At 69.4% G+C, this 15,106-nt stretch carries 14 protein-coding genes and 1 tRNA gene; 1 reads left to right on the forward strand and 14 read right to left on the reverse strand.

What is annotated here, in order from left to right:
- Positions 1–16: 16 nt before the first annotated feature.
- The 13 genes from VFQ64_RS04335 to VFQ64_RS04395 form a co-directional block, all read right to left on the reverse strand.
- Positions 17–93 (reverse strand) — tRNA-His (locus VFQ64_RS04335).
- A 155-nt stretch (positions 94–248) separates the two neighbouring features.
- Entirely contained in the window at positions 249–962 is a 714-nt protein-coding gene (gene gspN / locus VFQ64_RS04340; protein WP_325102062.1) for a type II secretion system protein N, read from the reverse strand.
- Complete coding sequence (gene gspM, locus VFQ64_RS04345; RefSeq protein WP_325102063.1) at positions 959–1,426, reverse strand: type II secretion system protein GspM; 468 nt, start codon at positions 1,424–1,426, stop codon at positions 959–961. Before gspM ends, gspN begins: the two co-directional genes overlap by 4 nt.
- Entirely contained in the window at positions 1,423–2,505 is a 1,083-nt protein-coding gene (gene gspL, locus VFQ64_RS04350; protein ID WP_325102064.1) for a type II secretion system protein GspL, read from the reverse strand. Before gspL ends, gspM begins: the two co-directional genes overlap by 4 nt.
- Complete coding sequence (gene gspK / locus VFQ64_RS04355) at positions 2,502–3,461, reverse strand: type II secretion system minor pseudopilin GspK (protein WP_325102065.1); 960 nt, start codon at positions 3,459–3,461, stop codon at positions 2,502–2,504. The genes gspL and gspK overlap by 4 nt, the downstream gene beginning before the upstream one ends.
- Entirely contained in the window at positions 3,448–4,095 is a 648-nt protein-coding gene (gene gspJ / locus VFQ64_RS04360; protein ID WP_325102066.1) for a type II secretion system minor pseudopilin GspJ, read from the reverse strand. Before gspJ ends, gspK begins: the two co-directional genes overlap by 14 nt.
- Before the next feature lie 101 nt (positions 4,096–4,196).
- Positions 4,197–4,604, reverse strand: coding sequence for a type II secretion system minor pseudopilin GspI (gspI, locus tag VFQ64_RS04365; protein ID WP_325102067.1), 408 nt, complete (start codon positions 4,602–4,604; stop codon positions 4,197–4,199).
- Positions 4,594–5,106, reverse strand: a complete 513-nt coding sequence (locus VFQ64_RS04370; protein ID WP_325102068.1) for a GspH/FimT family pseudopilin — start codon at positions 5,104–5,106, stop codon at positions 4,594–4,596. Before VFQ64_RS04370 ends, gspI begins: the two co-directional genes overlap by 11 nt.
- On the reverse strand, positions 5,081–5,521 hold the full coding sequence (gene gspG / locus VFQ64_RS04375; protein ID WP_325102069.1) for a type II secretion system major pseudopilin GspG: 441 nt from the start codon (positions 5,519–5,521) through the stop codon (positions 5,081–5,083). The genes VFQ64_RS04370 and gspG overlap by 26 nt, the downstream gene beginning before the upstream one ends.
- Before the next feature lie 8 nt (positions 5,522–5,529).
- Positions 5,530–6,753, reverse strand: coding sequence for a type II secretion system inner membrane protein GspF (gene gspF, locus VFQ64_RS04380; protein WP_325102070.1), 1,224 nt, complete (start codon positions 6,751–6,753; stop codon positions 5,530–5,532).
- Positions 6,746–8,293 (reverse strand): type II secretion system ATPase GspE, encoded by a 1,548-nt coding sequence (gspE, locus tag VFQ64_RS04385; RefSeq protein ID WP_325102071.1) that lies wholly within the window; start codon positions 8,291–8,293, stop codon positions 6,746–6,748. The genes gspF and gspE overlap by 8 nt, the downstream gene beginning before the upstream one ends.
- Positions 8,290–10,470: a type II secretion system secretin GspD gene (gene gspD / locus VFQ64_RS04390; protein WP_325102072.1), complete on the reverse strand. Its 2,181-nt coding sequence runs from the start codon at positions 10,468–10,470 to the stop codon at positions 8,290–8,292. Before gspD ends, gspE begins: the two co-directional genes overlap by 4 nt.
- A complete protein-coding gene (locus tag VFQ64_RS04395; RefSeq protein ID WP_325102073.1) occupies positions 10,467–11,303 on the reverse strand; it encodes a type II secretion system protein N in 837 nt (278 codons plus the stop codon). Before VFQ64_RS04395 ends, gspD begins: the two co-directional genes overlap by 4 nt.
- A gap of 107 nt (positions 11,304–11,410) precedes the next feature.
- Between VFQ64_RS04395 and VFQ64_RS04400 the strand changes: the two genes are divergently transcribed.
- The gene (locus tag VFQ64_RS04400; protein ID WP_325102074.1) at positions 11,411–12,067 is read left to right on the forward strand and encodes a 2OG-Fe(II) oxygenase; all 657 of its coding nucleotides are present in this window, start codon (positions 11,411–11,413) and stop codon (positions 12,065–12,067) included.
- Between the two features lie 138 nt (positions 12,068–12,205).
- Here the strand turns inward: VFQ64_RS04400 and VFQ64_RS04405 are convergent, their stop codons facing one another.
- Positions 12,206–15,049, reverse strand: a complete 2,844-nt coding sequence (locus VFQ64_RS04405) for a TonB-dependent receptor domain-containing protein (protein WP_325102075.1) — start codon at positions 15,047–15,049, stop codon at positions 12,206–12,208.
- Between the last annotated feature and the right edge of the window lie 57 nt (positions 15,050–15,106).

The raw sequence follows: 15,106 nt of genomic DNA on the forward strand, positions 1-15,106 counted from the left end.
CCTGTGCGCTGGAAAATGGGGCGACCGACGGGACTTGAACCCGCAACTTCCGGCATCACAAGCCGACGCTCTAACCAATTGAACTACGGTCGCCGTGAGCGACAGCGCCCTAGCGGGGCTGCTCGCCGCCCGTCAAGGCGCTGTCCTACAGGTGCCCGATCGGTCATGCAGCAGCGACTCGGCGAAAGGACAGGATGACTGCCGTGGATAGGGACGATTTGGGCCTCAACTTTCCCTAAACTTCCGGCCTAGAACCGTCCCTCCACCACCAGCCGGTAGCCCTGCGGCCCACCGATGAACCCGGCCCGCTCCAGCCTGAGCGCGATCGCCGGATCGGGGCTCCGCAAGCCGAACTCGGCGCGATAGCGGCCGTCGCCGAACACCCGCAGCGCGGCCGTCTCGGTCCCCGCCTGGCTGGTCAGCGGCAGCAGCAGCGCCCCGCCCTCGCACCGCGCCGGCCCGCTCAGCGTCGCCGGCAACGGCACCCCCGCCGCCTCGCCCGCCAGCGTCGCGCGCACCCGGCCATCGGCGCGCTCACACTGGCCATCGCGGAAGTGGACGGTGGCGTCGTCGAGGTCGAGCGAGGTGACCGGCAGCGGCGCGAACAGCTGGCCGGTCGCGAGCGTCGCGGTCATGTCGTCCACCCCGAGCCGATGCCGCCCGACCGTGACGGCGCCTTGCAAGGGCCGGGCACCCTCGCCGTCCAGTTCGATCCGGGCACGGCCCAGGAACAGCGGCCAGAAGGCGAGCCGCGCGCCGGTGTCGCCCAGCGCCACCTCGCCAAACCGCGCCTCCACCAGCCGCCCCGCCCACAGGCTGCCATCGACGCGCCGCGCGGTGAGCCCAAGCTCGCCCAATCCGAACCAGCCGAGCACGAGCCGCAGCGGGATGAACGCGAGCAGCCCGGCGAACAGCATCGCCCCGAACAGTGCCGTCCGCCCAGTGGCGAGCCGCAACCTCACAGCGCGCGCGCCTTCAAGGTCAGTTGTACGCCGACGCTACGATCGCCCTTGTCGGTCAGCGTCGCGGCGTCGACCAGCACGCCTGACGCTTCCAGCCGCGCCAGCCACGGCAGCAGCGCCGCCGGCCGAGCGCCCGCGATCCCGACCCGCACCCGCCCCGGCCCGTCCTCGTCCAAGGTCGCCACCGCGAACCCCGCCTCCGCCGCCCGCACCCGCACGACATCGGCGAGCGTACCGGTCAGCGGCGAGCGGCGGCGGCGCCCGATCTCGCGCAGCGCCGCGACGGTCGCACGCGTCTCCCCCAGCCGCACCACCACCGCCGCATGCCGCTCCCGCTCGCGCGACAGGCCGTCGCCGATCGGCCGGATGACGAGCAGCCACACGACTGTCAGCGCAAGCAGCGCCAACATGACCAGGATCAGCCGCTTCTCGCGCAGCGACCGCGTTTGGAACCAGGCGATCATGGCGCCCGCACCGTCATCTCGCCGGCGACGCGGCCGTTGGCGGAGGTGAAGGTGCTCGCCTCCACCACGAACCCGGCACGCTCGATCGCGCGCTTGAGGTCGGTCGGCAGCGACTCGCGCGCCGCCGCGACGGAGAGCTTAAGGTCGCCGCTCGGCTGGAAATCCAGCCCCGTCACCTCGGTGCCAGGCGTCGCGCGGACCGCCGCGAACACCGCCGCGCTCATGCCGGTGAAGCCCAGCCCCGGCCCACGCACCGCGCCCAGCCGCTCGGACAGCTGCCGGTCGGCATCGGTGACGGTCTCGCCGCGCGGCAGGCCGGTCGCGGCGAGCCGATCCGCCTGCGCCTCCAGCGCGTCGGCGGCGAAGCTGTACTTGGCGAGCTGCACCAGGCTGATCGCCAGCGTCACCGCCAGTATGGACAGCGCGATCCGCGCCAGCCGCCGGATCAGCGCCCAGTCGAGCCCCACCCGCCGCCGCCGCGCGAAGGGGCCCTGCCGCAGGTCGAGCGCCGGCATCGCCACCGCCGCCGCCAGCGCCTCGCTCAGTTCGTCGCGCCCGATCACCCGCGGCGGCTCGCCGCCGGTGACGAGCTCGGTCAGCCGCGCCTCGTCCGCGAAGCCACTCGTCCGCCCCCGCACCACGCCCGCTCCACCGAGCTCGGCGCGGGCGAACCCTTCATCGGGGCGCGGCAGCAGCATCGGCGCGGGCACCATCGCGTCCGGGTCGATCCCGGCGACGGCAAGCTCGGCCAGCCACCGACGCATCGCATCGGCACCCACCACCGCGATCGGTCGCTCCTCCGAACCTTCCTCGCCGATCGCGACGTGCAGCTCGGCAGCCGGCACCGCACTCGCCTCGCCGGCCAGAATGCGCGCGGCCGCGGTCGCCTGCGCCGGGGTGCGCGCGGGCAGCGCCGCCCAGTGCAAGGTCACCGCCTCGGCCGGTGTAACCGCGACCAGCCGGTCGTCGTCTGCGGGCGGCGGCAGCCCCTCCCCCTCTTCCACCGAACGCGCCGCGTCCATCCGCCACCAGCGGAACGACGCCTGCGCGTCGGGGAGGAAGATCAGGGTGGCGGTCACTCCTCCCCCCATTGCCGGGAGACGAGCCGCGCGGGAAGCCTCGTCGCGTCGATCAGCGCCGTCTCGCGCAGATCGAGCCCGTTCACGACCACATCGACCCGCAACGCGAACCAACGGGAGGTCACGCCCGCCCCCTCGCCCAGCGCCACGCCGGACAGCCCGGGCAGCGCGCTCGTGCTCGCCCAGCCCTGTACCGGCCGCTGCAATAACGCCGCGCGCGCCGCATCGACCGTCAGCGTATCGGGCGCGAGCATCGCCACCAGCGGTGCCTGTTCGGGCGCCAGCGTGTTGAGGTTGATCGGCGCCGGCCTGGCGGTCGGTAGCGTGCAGAGCCACGGCTTGAGCTGCGCGTACAGCTCGGCCGTCACACCGGCGACTGCACGCAGTTCGCTGGGGTCCATCATCAGCGTGCTGGCGGTGCGATAGCCCGGATCCTGCCCCAGATAGGCATTGTCCTCCGCGCCGCCCGCCTGCTGATCGGTGTCGCTGTCGATCCAGTCGGACGCGCCCGCCGCGACCTGCTCGGCGATCTGCGGCGAGACCTGCAACAGCCGCATCAGCCGCGCGAACTGCAGCCGCATCAGCGGGTTGTTGGCGTACACCCCCGGCACGGGCTCGGTCACCAAGCTGTTCAGATTGAAGCAATTGCCGCCGTCGCTGACCCGCGCCACGGCCGTGCCGCCCGGGAGCGGCAGCCCGAAGGGTGCGTTGCTCCACCCGCCCGCCAGCGTCACGCGGCCGGGGTTCTGCCCAAGCAGCGTCGTGATCCGGGTCACCGCCAGCGTCTCGGCCGCCTGCGCATAGCTGCGCGCTTGCTCGATCCCAACTGCGTTGGCGGTCAACCGCGTCGCCAGCCGCAGCTTCTCCAGCGCGCCGGCCGCGATCACCGCGATAACGGCGACCAGCAGCAACACGGTCAGCAGCGCCGCGCCGCGCTCGGCATCACTGGGGCGCATCGGTGGCCCTCGGAGCCGGCGTATAGCCGGTGCCGACCAGGAACAGCTGGCGATACTCGACGCCCGAGTCGCGCTGAATGCGAAGCTCCAATGCCTGGGGCACCGGCACCCCGCCTGCGCCGTTCCAGCGATCGCTCCACGCGCCGCGATAACGATAGCGCAGAGTCACGGCGCGCACGCCGGTCAGCAGCGGTGCGGCGGCAAGCGGCTGCGAGCCGTCCAGCCGCGGGTAGGCAATCCGCTGCAACGCCCCCTCGGCAAGCTGGTACGCGACCTTCTGGACGCCCGCGCGCGGCTGCGCGTCGAGGTTGGTCCAACCACCCCGCACCAGCCGCAGCATCGGCGCCGCCGCGCCGCTCGCCTCGCCGACGAACGCCGGCAGCACCGTGCCCGCTTCGTCGCGCTGCGTGCGCGCGCTCGCCTGTGCCAGGTCGGCCGAGAGGATCGACAGCGTCCGTTGCAGCGCCGCGAGATCGTCGAGCTTCCTGCCCGACGCCGCCTGCGTGCGGACGCTGAACGACAGCAGCGCCACACCCGCACTGGCGAGAATCGAAAAGATGAGCAGCCCGACCATCACCTCGACCAAGGTGAAGCCGTGTTCGCGTCGTTCGCCCGCAGCCGCTTCCCCGGCCAACGCCGGGGCCCAGGATCGGGCTGCTCCGAGAGGGTGTGAGTCGCTCCGCCTGCCTCGCAACTGAGCCGCGGCCTTCGCCGAGGAATATTTGACGAGGAAAGTCATCGCACCCCCTCGTCCGTAGGCGGCCGCACCATCGTCGCGCGCCCGACCAGCTGCCCGTCCGCGGCCACCACGCTCACGTCGACCCGCATGATCCGCGCATCGCCGGTCGGCGCCACCGTCCGCGTCCAGCGCCACGTCTGGCCGCCGTTCGCCTCCACGCCCTGCGTCGTGCCCCGGACCGGAGCGAGGGCGCCGGTCACCGCCTCCAGTGCGACATTGCGCGCCACCATGTTGGCGACCAGCGTGCGGTCGAGCACCGTCACGCCACGGATGCTCGCGCTCTGCAGCCGGATCAGCGCCAGCGCCGCAAGGCTGAACACCGCCAGCGCGACGAGGATCTCCAACAGCGTGAAACCGTGTTCGGCGGAACGCCCACAGGCGCTGAAGTCCTTATCATTGCGCATCGGCGCGCACGCTCCCGTCCGCGCCGAGCCGGATCAGCGACCCCCGTTCGCCCCGGCTCAGCCGCACGTCGGCCGCGCGGTCGGGCAGTCCGGTCGGGTCGAACGTGACGCGCAGCCGGCCCGTCGCGTCTCCCGGCTCCGCCCGCGTCCCTTCGGCCCAGCGCTCGACGCGCAACGGTTTGTCGGCGACCGGCGTCCACCGTCCGCCGACCCGCCGGTCAAAGCCATAGCCGCCCGGCGTCACCCACAGGCTCATCGGCCGCGCCTCGACCACTGCCTGGTCGCGCGCCGCCCGCGTCCGTGCTGCGAACCGCAGCGCCTCGTCCTGCACCCGCCCGCCAGGCGACGGCATCGCCCACAGCGTCACGCTCGCCATCAGTGCGATGACGGTGATCGTCACCATCAGCTCGACGAGCGTGAAGCCGTGCTCGGCGTAACGCCGAACGGGCGTAAAGCCGCGCTCGCCGACTTCGGTGCTACATCCAGGAGCCGATATCGGCATCGACCCCCTCGCCGCCTTCCTTGCCGTCGCGGCCATAGGACCAGACGTCCGCCTCGCCATGCTGGCCGGGCGAGGCATAGAGATAGGGCTTGCCCCAGGGATCGTCCTCCAGCTTGCGGATATAACCGCCCGGCTGGTAGCGCGCGGCATCGATCCCCTGCGGCGGTGTGCGCAACGCCTGCAGCCCCTGCGCGGTAGTCGGGTAGCGGTCGAGCTGTAGTCGATAGGTGTCCAGCGCGCCCTGAATGGTGGAGATATCCGCCTTCGCCCGCACGATCTTGGCCTGGTCGCCCGACGGCAGGACGTTGATGACGACGATGGTCGCGAGCAGGCCGATAATGACGATCACCACCATCAGCTCGACGAGCGTGAAGCCGGCTTCATGACGCCGCCTCTTGTTCGGTTCAGTACTCATGCACTTCCTCATTGCCCCGCGAGCGTGTTGAGCTGCAGGATCGGCAGCAGAATCGATAGCACGATCGTCGCCACGACACCGCCCATGATGACGATGATCGCCGGCTCCAGCAGCGACAGCGCCGTGGCGGTGAAGCGGTCGAACTCGCGTTCGAGGTAATCGGCCGCGCGCTCCAGCATCTCGTCCAGTCGCCCCGCCGCCTCGCCCGACGCAGCCAGGTACGTCAGCAGCGGCGGAAAGACGCCGGTGCGCCGCATCGCCGCCGACAGGCTCCCGCCCTGACGGATGGCGTCCGCGATCTCATCGGATGCAGCGCGCAGGCGGCGGTTGTGGATCGTGCTAGCGGTCAGCGTCAGCCCTTCAAGCAGCGGCAGCCGGCTCGCGACCATCGTCGACAGAGTCCGGCTCATCCGCGCCGCGTGCAGGTCCCGCAACAAGCGTCCGAGCAGCGGCAGCTTGAGCAGCCGGGTATCGAAGCGAAGCCGGATCGCAGGGTTCCGCAGCGCCTGCCAGATTCCGAGCCCCGCCAGCACCGCGACCAACAGCATCGCCCACCAGAAGCGCACCAGCAGGTCCGACAGCGCGATGACCACGCGAGTGAGAAAAGGCAGTTCCTGCCCGACCGTGTCGAACTGCTCCACCACCTGTGGCACGACGAAGATCATCAGCGCGGTAACGACGCCGAGCGCGACGATCGCGAGAATTACGGGGTAGGCCAGCGTGGTAATGAGCTTGCCGCGGATCTCCGCCTGCCGCTCCAGTAGCGCCGCCAGCCGGTCGAGGATGGTCGGCAGCGAGCCGGAGCTTTCGCCCGCCGACACCATCGCGCGATACAGCGGCGGGAAGCTCTTCGGCTCCCGCGCCATCGCGTCGGCGAGGCGGCGGCCTTCGACCACCCCGGCATGGACGTTTGCCACGATCGTGCGGGTCGCCTCCTGCTCGGTCTGGCGGGTGATGGTGCGGAGCGACTCCTCCAGCGGCGAGACGCGGTTGAGCGTCGCGAGCTGACGCGTGAACAGGGTCAGCTGCTTGGTCCGCATCCGCGGACGGCCGAGTTGCAGTCCGAACAACGGCCGCGCGACCGTCGCCGGCGCCGAACCGGGTTCAAGACGGACGATGTACAGCCGCTGCCGGTCGAGCCGCGCCCGTGCCGCGTCGATGCTGTCGGCGGCGACGTGCCCGCGCTTCTCCGCCCCGCGCGTGTCGATCGCGAGATAGTCGAAGTCAGGCATCGGCCGTGACTGGGATGGGCTCTTCGACCACATCCCTGCGGCTCACCCGCACCGCCTCTTCGGGCGTGGTCCGCCCCTCCTCCACCAGCCGCCGCGCGGCCTCCGCCAGCGTATCGCCGCGCGTGAAGGCATGGGCCGCGATCGCGCCCTCGTCGCCACCTTCGTTGATGAGGCGGCGGATGGTCTCGTCCACCCGGATCGCCTCGAATACCCCGATGCGGCCCTTATAGCCGGTCTGGTTGCACCGGTCGCATCCCGCCGGCTCCCACACCTGCGCCTCCGCCGCGATGCCCAGCATCGGCGCGGGCGTGTCGCCGGCGCGTACGGGACGACGACAGGCGGGGCACAGTCGCCGCACCAGCCGCTGCGCGATCACCGCGCGCAGCGTCGAGGCGAGCAGGAACGGCTCGACGCGCATGTCGCGCATCCGCGTGATCGCGCCGGCCGCATCGTTGGTGTGGACCGTCGAGAGCACCAGATGGCCGGTCAGCGACGCCTGCACCGCGATCTCGGCGGTCTCGCGGTCACGGATCTCGCCGACCATCACCGTGTCCGGGTCCTGGCGCAGGATCGCCCGCAGGCCGGCCGCGAAGGTCAACCCGACCTTGGGATTGACCTGCGTTTGGCCGATCCCGTCCATCGCGTACTCGACCGGATCCTCGACCGTCAGGATGTTGCGGGTGCCGTCGTTGAGCAGCCTGAGCGCCGCGTAGAGCGTGGTGGTCTTCCCCGATCCAGTCGGTCCGGTGACGAGCACGATGCCGTTGGGCTCGGCGAGCGCATGCTTGAGCAGCACGTTCATCGCCGGCGCCATGCCGATCGCGTCGAGATCGATGCCGGCATTGTCCTTGTCGAGGATGCGTAGCACCACCCGTTCGCCGGCGCGGCTCGGCAGCGTCGAGACGCGCACGTCGAGCAGCTTGCCGCCAAGCGTCAGCCCCATCCGCCCGTCCTGCGGCACGCGACGCTCGGCAATGTCGAGGCGCGCCATCACCTTTACCCGGCTGACTACCACGGGTGCTACATGCGGCGGCATCCGCAGCGTCTCACGCAGCACGCCGTCGATGCGCATGCGTACGACCAGCCCGGTCTCGTAGGGCTCGATATGGATATCCGACACGCCGTTGCGCGCCGCATCGGCGATGATGCCGTTGATCAGCCGGATCGCGGGCGCGTCATCGGCGGTATCGAGCAGATCCTCCGCCGTCGGCAGCCCCTCGGCGAGGCTGTCGAGCTCGCTGCCCATGCCGACCGCCGCCATCGCGGTCGCCTGCCCGTCCATCGCATAGCCGTCGGACAGCAGCCGGTCGAAGGCGGGCGGCGCCACCACCTCGATGTCGAACGGCCGCGCCAGCACCCGCCGTACCTCGATCAGCGCCTTGGGATCGGCGCCCTCGCGCAGCGCGACGGTGAGGTGGCCGTCGGCATCGGTATGCGCGACACAGACGCCGAACTTGCGGGCGAAGAGATAGGGCAAGGTGATCGCCGGCAGGTCCGGCCCATGCGGAGGGTTGGCGACGACGAGCGCTTCGGAGGTCACCTGGGAATCACCGTCGTACTCGACCGCTGCACCGGCACCCCAACCCGAGGATCCTCGATGCTCCCCGGCAAGGGCGCCCGCGGCAGCGGCGCGACCGCGCCCATGTAGTCGCGCACCAGCTGATCCACCGTCGGCTCCTCGCCTGGCTTCTGCAGCCCTTCCTGCAGCCGCAGATAGCCGTAGCGCCGCTCCGCCAGCCGCCGCCCGTCCTCGGCGGTCCGCAGGATGGTCGGGCGGATGAAGATCATCAGATTGGTCTTGGCCCGCGACCGCGCACGCGACTTGAACAGGTTGCCGACCACCGGGATGTCGCCCAGGAACGGGATCTTCTCGATCGTGCGCCGCTCCTCGTCGCTCAACAGCCCGCCGATCACCCCGATCGCCCCGTCGTCGAGCGTCAGCACCGTCTCGATCTCGCGCTTGTTGAGGATCAGGTCCGAATTGTCGTTGCTGACCGGCCCGGCGATCGAGCTGACCTGCAGATGCAGGTTGAGCTTGATCGTGCCGCTGGAGTTGACCTGCGGCTTCACATCAAGCCCGATGCCGACATTCTGCCGCTGGGTCGTGCGGAACGCGTTGTCGAAGTTGGAGGACAGCGCCTGCCCGGTGGTGACCGGGATTTCCTGCCCGACCAGGCTGTGCGCTTCCTGATTGTCGAGCGTCACCAAATTGGGGACCTGGAGCAGGTTGGACGTCGTGTCGCTCTTCACCGCGTTGATGATCGCGCCGAAGATGGTGGAGCCAATCTGCGCCCCGAAGCCGCCGAAGCCGCCCGACGAGCCCAGGATCGAGTTGATCGCCGACTGCGCCAGGCTGTCGCTGACCGCGTTGTTGGTGGTGGTCACCGTCGTCTGGCCGTTGACCGTAGTCGTCGTCGTCGCCAGCTCGCGCGCGCCGATCGCGCCGGCGATCTGGAGGATGTTGGGCGCCGAGTTGGAGAAGGTCGATGCCGCGAACGCGCCGCCATTGGCATCGCCGAGCAGGAACTGCGCACCCAGCCGGTTCACGGTCGAGTCCGACACCTCCGCGACGATCGCCTCGACCAGCACCTGCGCGCGACGCTTGTCGAGCTGGCGAACGACGTCGGCAAGCTGGCGCTGGATGTCCGCGGGCGCCGCGATGACGATCGCGTTCGCGCCGGTGAAGCGGGTCACCACCGCCGCGGTGCGCCCGCCTTGGGTGGTGATCGCCGCCTGTCCGCTACCACCGCCGCCTCCGCTCACCGCCGGCGTGGGTGTCGGGGTCGCGATCGGGCCCGTGCTGGTGTTGGTGCCGGTGCCCGAATTCGTGCTGCCGAAGTTGCTGCGGCTCAGCGGCGTCGAACTCGGCTGGTCGGGCGCCTGGCCGACGAGTTGCTGGAGCACCGGCAACAGCTGCTCGGCGTCGGCGTTCTCCAGGAACACCACCTTGATCTCGGTGCCGTTGCGCGCCTGGCTGTCGAGCTGCTGCGCCACCTGCGCGAGGCGCGCGACTGATGCGGCGTCGCCTCTCAGCGCGATCGAATTGGAGCCTTCGACCGCGACGATGGACACGGTTGCCCCCGGACTTACCCCGCCCCCGCCCGCCGCGCCGCCGGTCAACCCCTGCAGCGCCGTCGCCACTTCGCGCGCGCTCGCGTTGCGCAGCGCGATGACGCGCGTCGAGGCCGAGTCGATGTCGAGCCGCCGCAGCACTTCGCGTACCCTGCGGACATTGTCGGCGAAGTCGACCACGACCAGGCTGTTGCCGGTGCGGTTGGCGGTGACGGAGCCCTGCTGGCTGACCAGCGGCCGCACCGTGTCGAGCGCGGATTGTGCGTCGACTGACCTCAGCCGGACGATCTCCGTCACGAAGCTGTTACGGTTGGCGCCTGTGCTGCCGATCCGGCTCGGCTGCTGCGCCGCATTGTCGAGCGGCTGGATGCGCAGCGCGCCGTTGGCGGTCGGCACCGCGATCAGGTTGTTGGACCTGAGCGTCGACAGGAAGATCTCGAAATACTCCGAGCGACTGAGCGGACGGTCGGTCACCACCGTCACCTTGCCGGTGACGCGGCTGTCGATGATGAAGGTCCGGCCCGTCACCCTCGCCGCATCGGCGATGAAGGCGCGGATGTCGGCATCGCGGACGTTAAGCGTCGTCTGCGCGGTAGCCTGCGAGGCGAGCGCGACCAGCGCGACCGGAGCAAGAAGACCCCTCATCGGCTGGGCGCCACGGTCAGCGCCAGCGACAACATCTGATTGTTGCGCTCGACCTGGATCGGAATGTTGCCGCCGCCGCGGAAGTCGGCCGCGATGCGGTCGAGATCGTCGGCGCCCGCCACCGGCCGTCCGCCGATCGCGGTGACCACATCGCCCTCGCGCAAGCCCGCCTCACGGAAGAGCGCACCGCTCCCCTGAGGTCGCACCACCAACCCGCTAACCCGCCCGCCGTCGATGCGTGGGATGAAGCCGATCTCCTGCCGTATCTGCCCCACCGGCACACCTCCACTTGGCCCTGACGCAGGTGGTGGTGCAAGCCCCGGCGCGGACGGCGCCCCGCCGGGTACGACGGGCTGCACCGCCTTGGACTGGTCGAGGAACAGATCCTCCAGCGCGCCGCCACGATCGAGCGTGACATGGTCGAACGCGACCGCTTTCAGCCGGACGCCGGGCGCGACCTCCTGGCCCACGGCGATCGAGTTCTGCACCCCGTCGGGACCGGCGATGATCGCGGAGCCGCCGCCCTGCGCCTCGTCGATGCGCGTGCCGAACAGGACCAGCTGTAAAGAGGTGACGGTCGCGGGCGCCGCTTCGCCCTGCAACCGGAAGAAGGGGTCGAAGCTCGCCAGCGCGTCGGCCGGAATGCCCGCAACCACCGGCGCGACCGGGCGCCAGTCACCCAGCGGATTGACCGGCGTCACCACCGTCCAAACCAGCCGCGCGGTCTGCGCCGCCAGCGCGGCCAGTAGCAGCAGCTCGGCTGCCGAATAGATGTTGACGACGGGAACACGCCGCAACAGCCGTCGCGCGCGCCCGTCCATGACCAATCGCATGCTTCGTTCAAACCCTCGCCCGGCTCGCCCATAGCAAGCCCAAGTTTCACCGTTGCGTCAACCATTTGTCGCCTTGGAGCGCGCGTGATGCGGTGGCAGAAAGGGGCATGGCCGCCCTCCCCCACCTCGGCTCCGGCCACCCTTCCGAAGCGATCGTGGCGCGCATCCTGTCCAATCCGGGCGTGCAGAAGCTGCCCAGCCCCAAGCTGACGCTGTTCGTCGCGCGCGCCTTTCTGCCGGCGGAGCTGTGCGCCGCCGTCATCGAACGGATTGACGCGGTCCGCCGACCCTCCACGATCGCGGACGCGAATGGCGATGCCGGCTATCGCACCAGCGAGACGGGCGATCTCGACCCCGCGGACGCCCATGTGCAGGAGGTCGAGAGGCGCATCGGCGCGTTCACCGGCCTCCACCCCGCGCATGGCGAGCCGCTGCAGGGGCAACGGTACGGCGTCGGGCAGGAATTCAAGGGCCACACCGACTATTTCGAGCCCAACGGCGCCGACTTCGCCCGCTATTGCAGCGTCGCCGGCAACCGCACCTGGACGGTGATGGTCTACCTCAACGTTCCAGACGCTGGCGGCGCGACGCGCTTCAAGGCGGTCGACAAGATCATCCAGCCGGAAACGGGCAAGCTCGTCTGCTGGAACAACCGCCGGTCGGACGGCAGCCTCAACCCCGCGACGATCCATCAGGGGATGAAGGTGCGCAGCGGGGTCAAGTACGTCATCACCAAGTGGTTCAGGGAGCGGGTGTGGGGGTGACGACCGCTCACAGGTACCGTCATGCTGAACTCGTTTCAGCATCCATGCGAACCATCAGTCGCTGATTTGCGGTCGCGGTCGCGCATGGATCCTGAAACAAGTTCAGGATGACGGAGCATCCCACGGCTCGGTTGAGCTCTAGAACGTCGCACTCACCCCCAGCGAGAACACCCGGCCCAGTTCGTAGCGGTTGATGAACACTTCGTTCCCGCCGGCAAAATTCTGGCTCTCGCGATACCCGGTACGCGTCAGGTTGCGCGCTTCCGCCTTCAGCTCGAACTTGCCGCCCGCCACTTCGATGCCCTGGCGCAGCACCACGTCCAGGCGGATACCGGGCCGCTCCATGATATCGGGCTGAAAGCCGTCGCCCGACAGCAGCGAAGGACCGCGGTTGGTGACCCGCTCGCTGGCATAGTTGAACAGCACGGTGAGCTGCGACAAATTGGCCGTGTCCTCGATGCCGACCTGGACGTTGACGAGATGGTCGGACTGTCCGGTCAGCGGCGCGGCGTCGCGGAACTGCAGGCCCGCCGGACCGAACCCGGTGGGGCACCCGCCCAGCGTCTGGTTGAGGACATTGGGTACGCAGCTCGCATCGGCGGTGATCTGCGATTTGGTGTAGGTATAGTTGCCGAGCAGCAGCAGCCGGCGGGTAGCGAAGAAGTCACCCAGGCCGGACAGCGAGACATATTTCTGCGCCTCCACCTCGGCCCCGTAGAGCTTGGCGCGTGGGAGGTTGGTGAAGCCGGTCTGCAGCCGGTCGTCCGACCCGGTGTAGAAGCCGACCTGCTCGATCGGATTGTCGATCCGCTTGTAGAAGCCGGCAAGCGTGAACCGCTGGTCACGACCGAAGAACCACTCGTACCGCGCCTCCGCATTGTACAGTTGGGAATCGCTCAACAGCGGGTTGCCGAAGAACAGCCGATCCGAATCGGGATCGCGAAACTGCTGCGGCGCGAGCTCGCGGAACTGCGGTCGCGACAGCGTCTTCGACGCCGACGCACGGAGCTGCATGTTCTCGGCGAAGTTCCAGGTCACCGTGGCAGCCGGCAGCCAGTAGTTGTTGTCGAGAACCGTCACCGTCCCGCCGATCGGCGTCACCGTCTCGCGCGCGGTCTCATAACGTACGCCGATGGTGGCGCGCAGGCCGTCAAGCACCTCCGCCTCGGCCTGCAGATAGCCGGCATGAATGCGCAGCCCCGCGTCATAAGCGGCTGCGCCTGCCGTGGTGTTGAACTGCAGCTCGATCGTGCACGCCCCGGCGGCGATCTGCGGACAGGCGTTGTTGATCGCGTCCGGGCCGAGCAGGAAGTCCGGCCGCAGCAGGTTGACCGGATAGCCCGGCGCCGTGCCGCCGCCCAGGCTGGTCTGGTAGTTGAACTGCAACCGGCTGGAGGTCCGCTGCGTGTCCGAATAGAAATAGCCGGTCGAGACCGTGAACGGCCGATCGGTGTCGAGCTTGTACGACAGGTCCGCCTGGCCGGTATACAAATCCTCGTTCAGATCGCTGAAGATGACCGACGCGAACGGCGTGAAGCGGCCGGTGACCTGATAGGCGCCTGCGCATTGCAGCCCGCCCGATTGCTGCTGTCCGTCCGGAATGATCGTCAGCCCGGTCGTGGTGGTCGGCGAGCAGAGATAATCGAACTGGCGCTCGTAAGGCGATTTGCGCTTCGAATTGGCATAGGCGGCGCGCGCGTCCAGCTCGAGGTTGGAGGTGAGCTCGAACTCGCCGACGAACTGGCTCTCGACCAGCTGCCGCTCGAACCAGTTGGTGTTCTGCTGAAAGCGCAGCCCGCTGAAATTGTTGTACCGCTCCGATGCCGAGCCGCGCGCCTGCTTCAGCGTGTCATGGATGTACACGGTGGTGAAGCGCAGGACGTTCTCGTCGAACTCCAGCCCGAGGCCGACCAGCGCATTGGCGACGATCCGATTGTCGGTCAGCAGGGTGGTGAAGTCGTTGCGGATCGACCCGTCCGCCGAAACGGTGTCCTGCTGCGTCGATACCCGCGTGCGGAAGCTATTGGAAAGGCTCAGCGACCCGATCACGCCCAGCCGGGTCGCACCGATGTCGAACACCGAGCCCCCGGACAACTCACCCGACCAATTGGCTGGGATCTGGTTGTTGCGCTGAAGCAGCGTGGTTTCGGCATTGGTCAGCTGCGCCACCTGCGCAGCGGGTACCAAGCCAGAGCCGTTCGGCGCGTTCTTGATGAAGGCGGGGACGTCGCGGGTGCCGTCGTCGAACCCGGTCCAGTCGTACTTGCCACCGTCATAGGTGTAGCCGAGCTCGCTGGTGGTGAAATCGTCGCCCGAAATCGATGCACCGAACGACAGGAAGTTCTGCTTCGGGATTGCCGTCGTGGTCAGGTTGATGACGCCGCCGCCGAACTCACCGGGATAATTGACCGAGTAGGTCTTCTGCACCACCGCCGACCCGACGATCGAAGTCGGAAAGATGTCGAGCGGCACCGACCGACGCAGCGGCTCGGGGCTAGGCAATGGCGAGCCGTTGAGCAGCGACGAGGAATAACGGTCGCCGAGCCCCCGGACATAAACGAAACCACCGCTCACCACCGACAGGCCCGTGACGCGCGACAGCGCGCCGGCGATGTCGCCCTCGCCCGTGCGGGCGATGTCGGCGGCGGAAAGCACCGAGACGACCTGCGAGGTGGCACGGACGGCGTTGGGCACGTTGCGGCCGACGACCACGATGTCCGCGACGTCCCCGGACGCGCCGGGCGCGGAGATCTCGACCTCCTCCTCGGGCGCCTGCGCCGCATCCGTGCCGGGCTGCGCCGTACCACTCTGCGTCGTCGGCGTCTGGTCAACACCGGCAGGCGGGGTGGTCGTGATGGTCGGTCCCGGCGGGGTCGCCGGGCTGGGCGCCGCGGTGCCGCCGCTCGTCTGGGCGAGCACGGCAGGAGCGGTCAGCTGCGACGTGAGGAGAAGGAGCGCTGCGTAAGCGGAACGTCGCTGCATGGCCTAAACTCGATCTGGAGGAGGCGACCGGAGCGGCGCTCACACGCGCCGCTCCGG

The sequence above is a fragment of the Sphingomonas sp. genome (assembly GCF_035714405.1).
GTDB lineage: Bacteria > Pseudomonadota > Alphaproteobacteria > Sphingomonadales > Sphingomonadaceae > Sphingomonas.

What these genes read in the sequence shown, in the direction of transcription:
- gspM (WP_325102063.1), bottom strand. Translation starts at nt 1,426, where the DNA reads ATGATCGCCTGGTTCCAAACGCGGTCGCTGCGCGAGAAGCGGCTGATC.
- gspK (WP_325102065.1), bottom strand. Translation starts at nt 3,461, where the DNA reads ATGCGCCCCAGTGATGCCGAGCGCGGCGCGGCGCTGCTGACCGTGTTG.
- gspI (WP_325102067.1), bottom strand. Translation starts at nt 4,604, where the DNA reads ATGCGCAATGATAAGGACTTCAGCGCCTGTGGGCGTTCCGCCGAACAC.
- VFQ64_RS04370 (WP_325102068.1), bottom strand. Translation starts at nt 5,106, where the DNA reads ATGCCGATATCGGCTCCTGGATGTAGCACCGAAGTCGGCGAGCGCGGC.
- gspG (WP_325102069.1), bottom strand. Translation starts at nt 5,521, where the DNA reads ATGAGTACTGAACCGAACAAGAGGCGGCGTCATGAAGCCGGCTTCACG.
- gspF (WP_325102070.1), bottom strand. Translation starts at nt 6,753, where the DNA reads ATGCCTGACTTCGACTATCTCGCGATCGACACGCGCGGGGCGGAGAAG.
- gspD (WP_325102072.1), bottom strand. Translation starts at nt 10,470, where the DNA reads ATGAGGGGTCTTCTTGCTCCGGTCGCGCTGGTCGCGCTCGCCTCGCAG.
- VFQ64_RS04395 (WP_325102073.1), bottom strand. Translation starts at nt 11,303, where the DNA reads ATGCGATTGGTCATGGACGGGCGCGCGCGACGGCTGTTGCGGCGTGTT.
- VFQ64_RS04400 (WP_325102074.1), top strand. Translation starts at nt 11,411, where the DNA reads ATGGCCGCCCTCCCCCACCTCGGCTCCGGCCACCCTTCCGAAGCGATC.
- VFQ64_RS04405 (WP_325102075.1), bottom strand. Translation starts at nt 15,049, where the DNA reads ATGCAGCGACGTTCCGCTTACGCAGCGCTCCTTCTCCTCACGTCGCAG.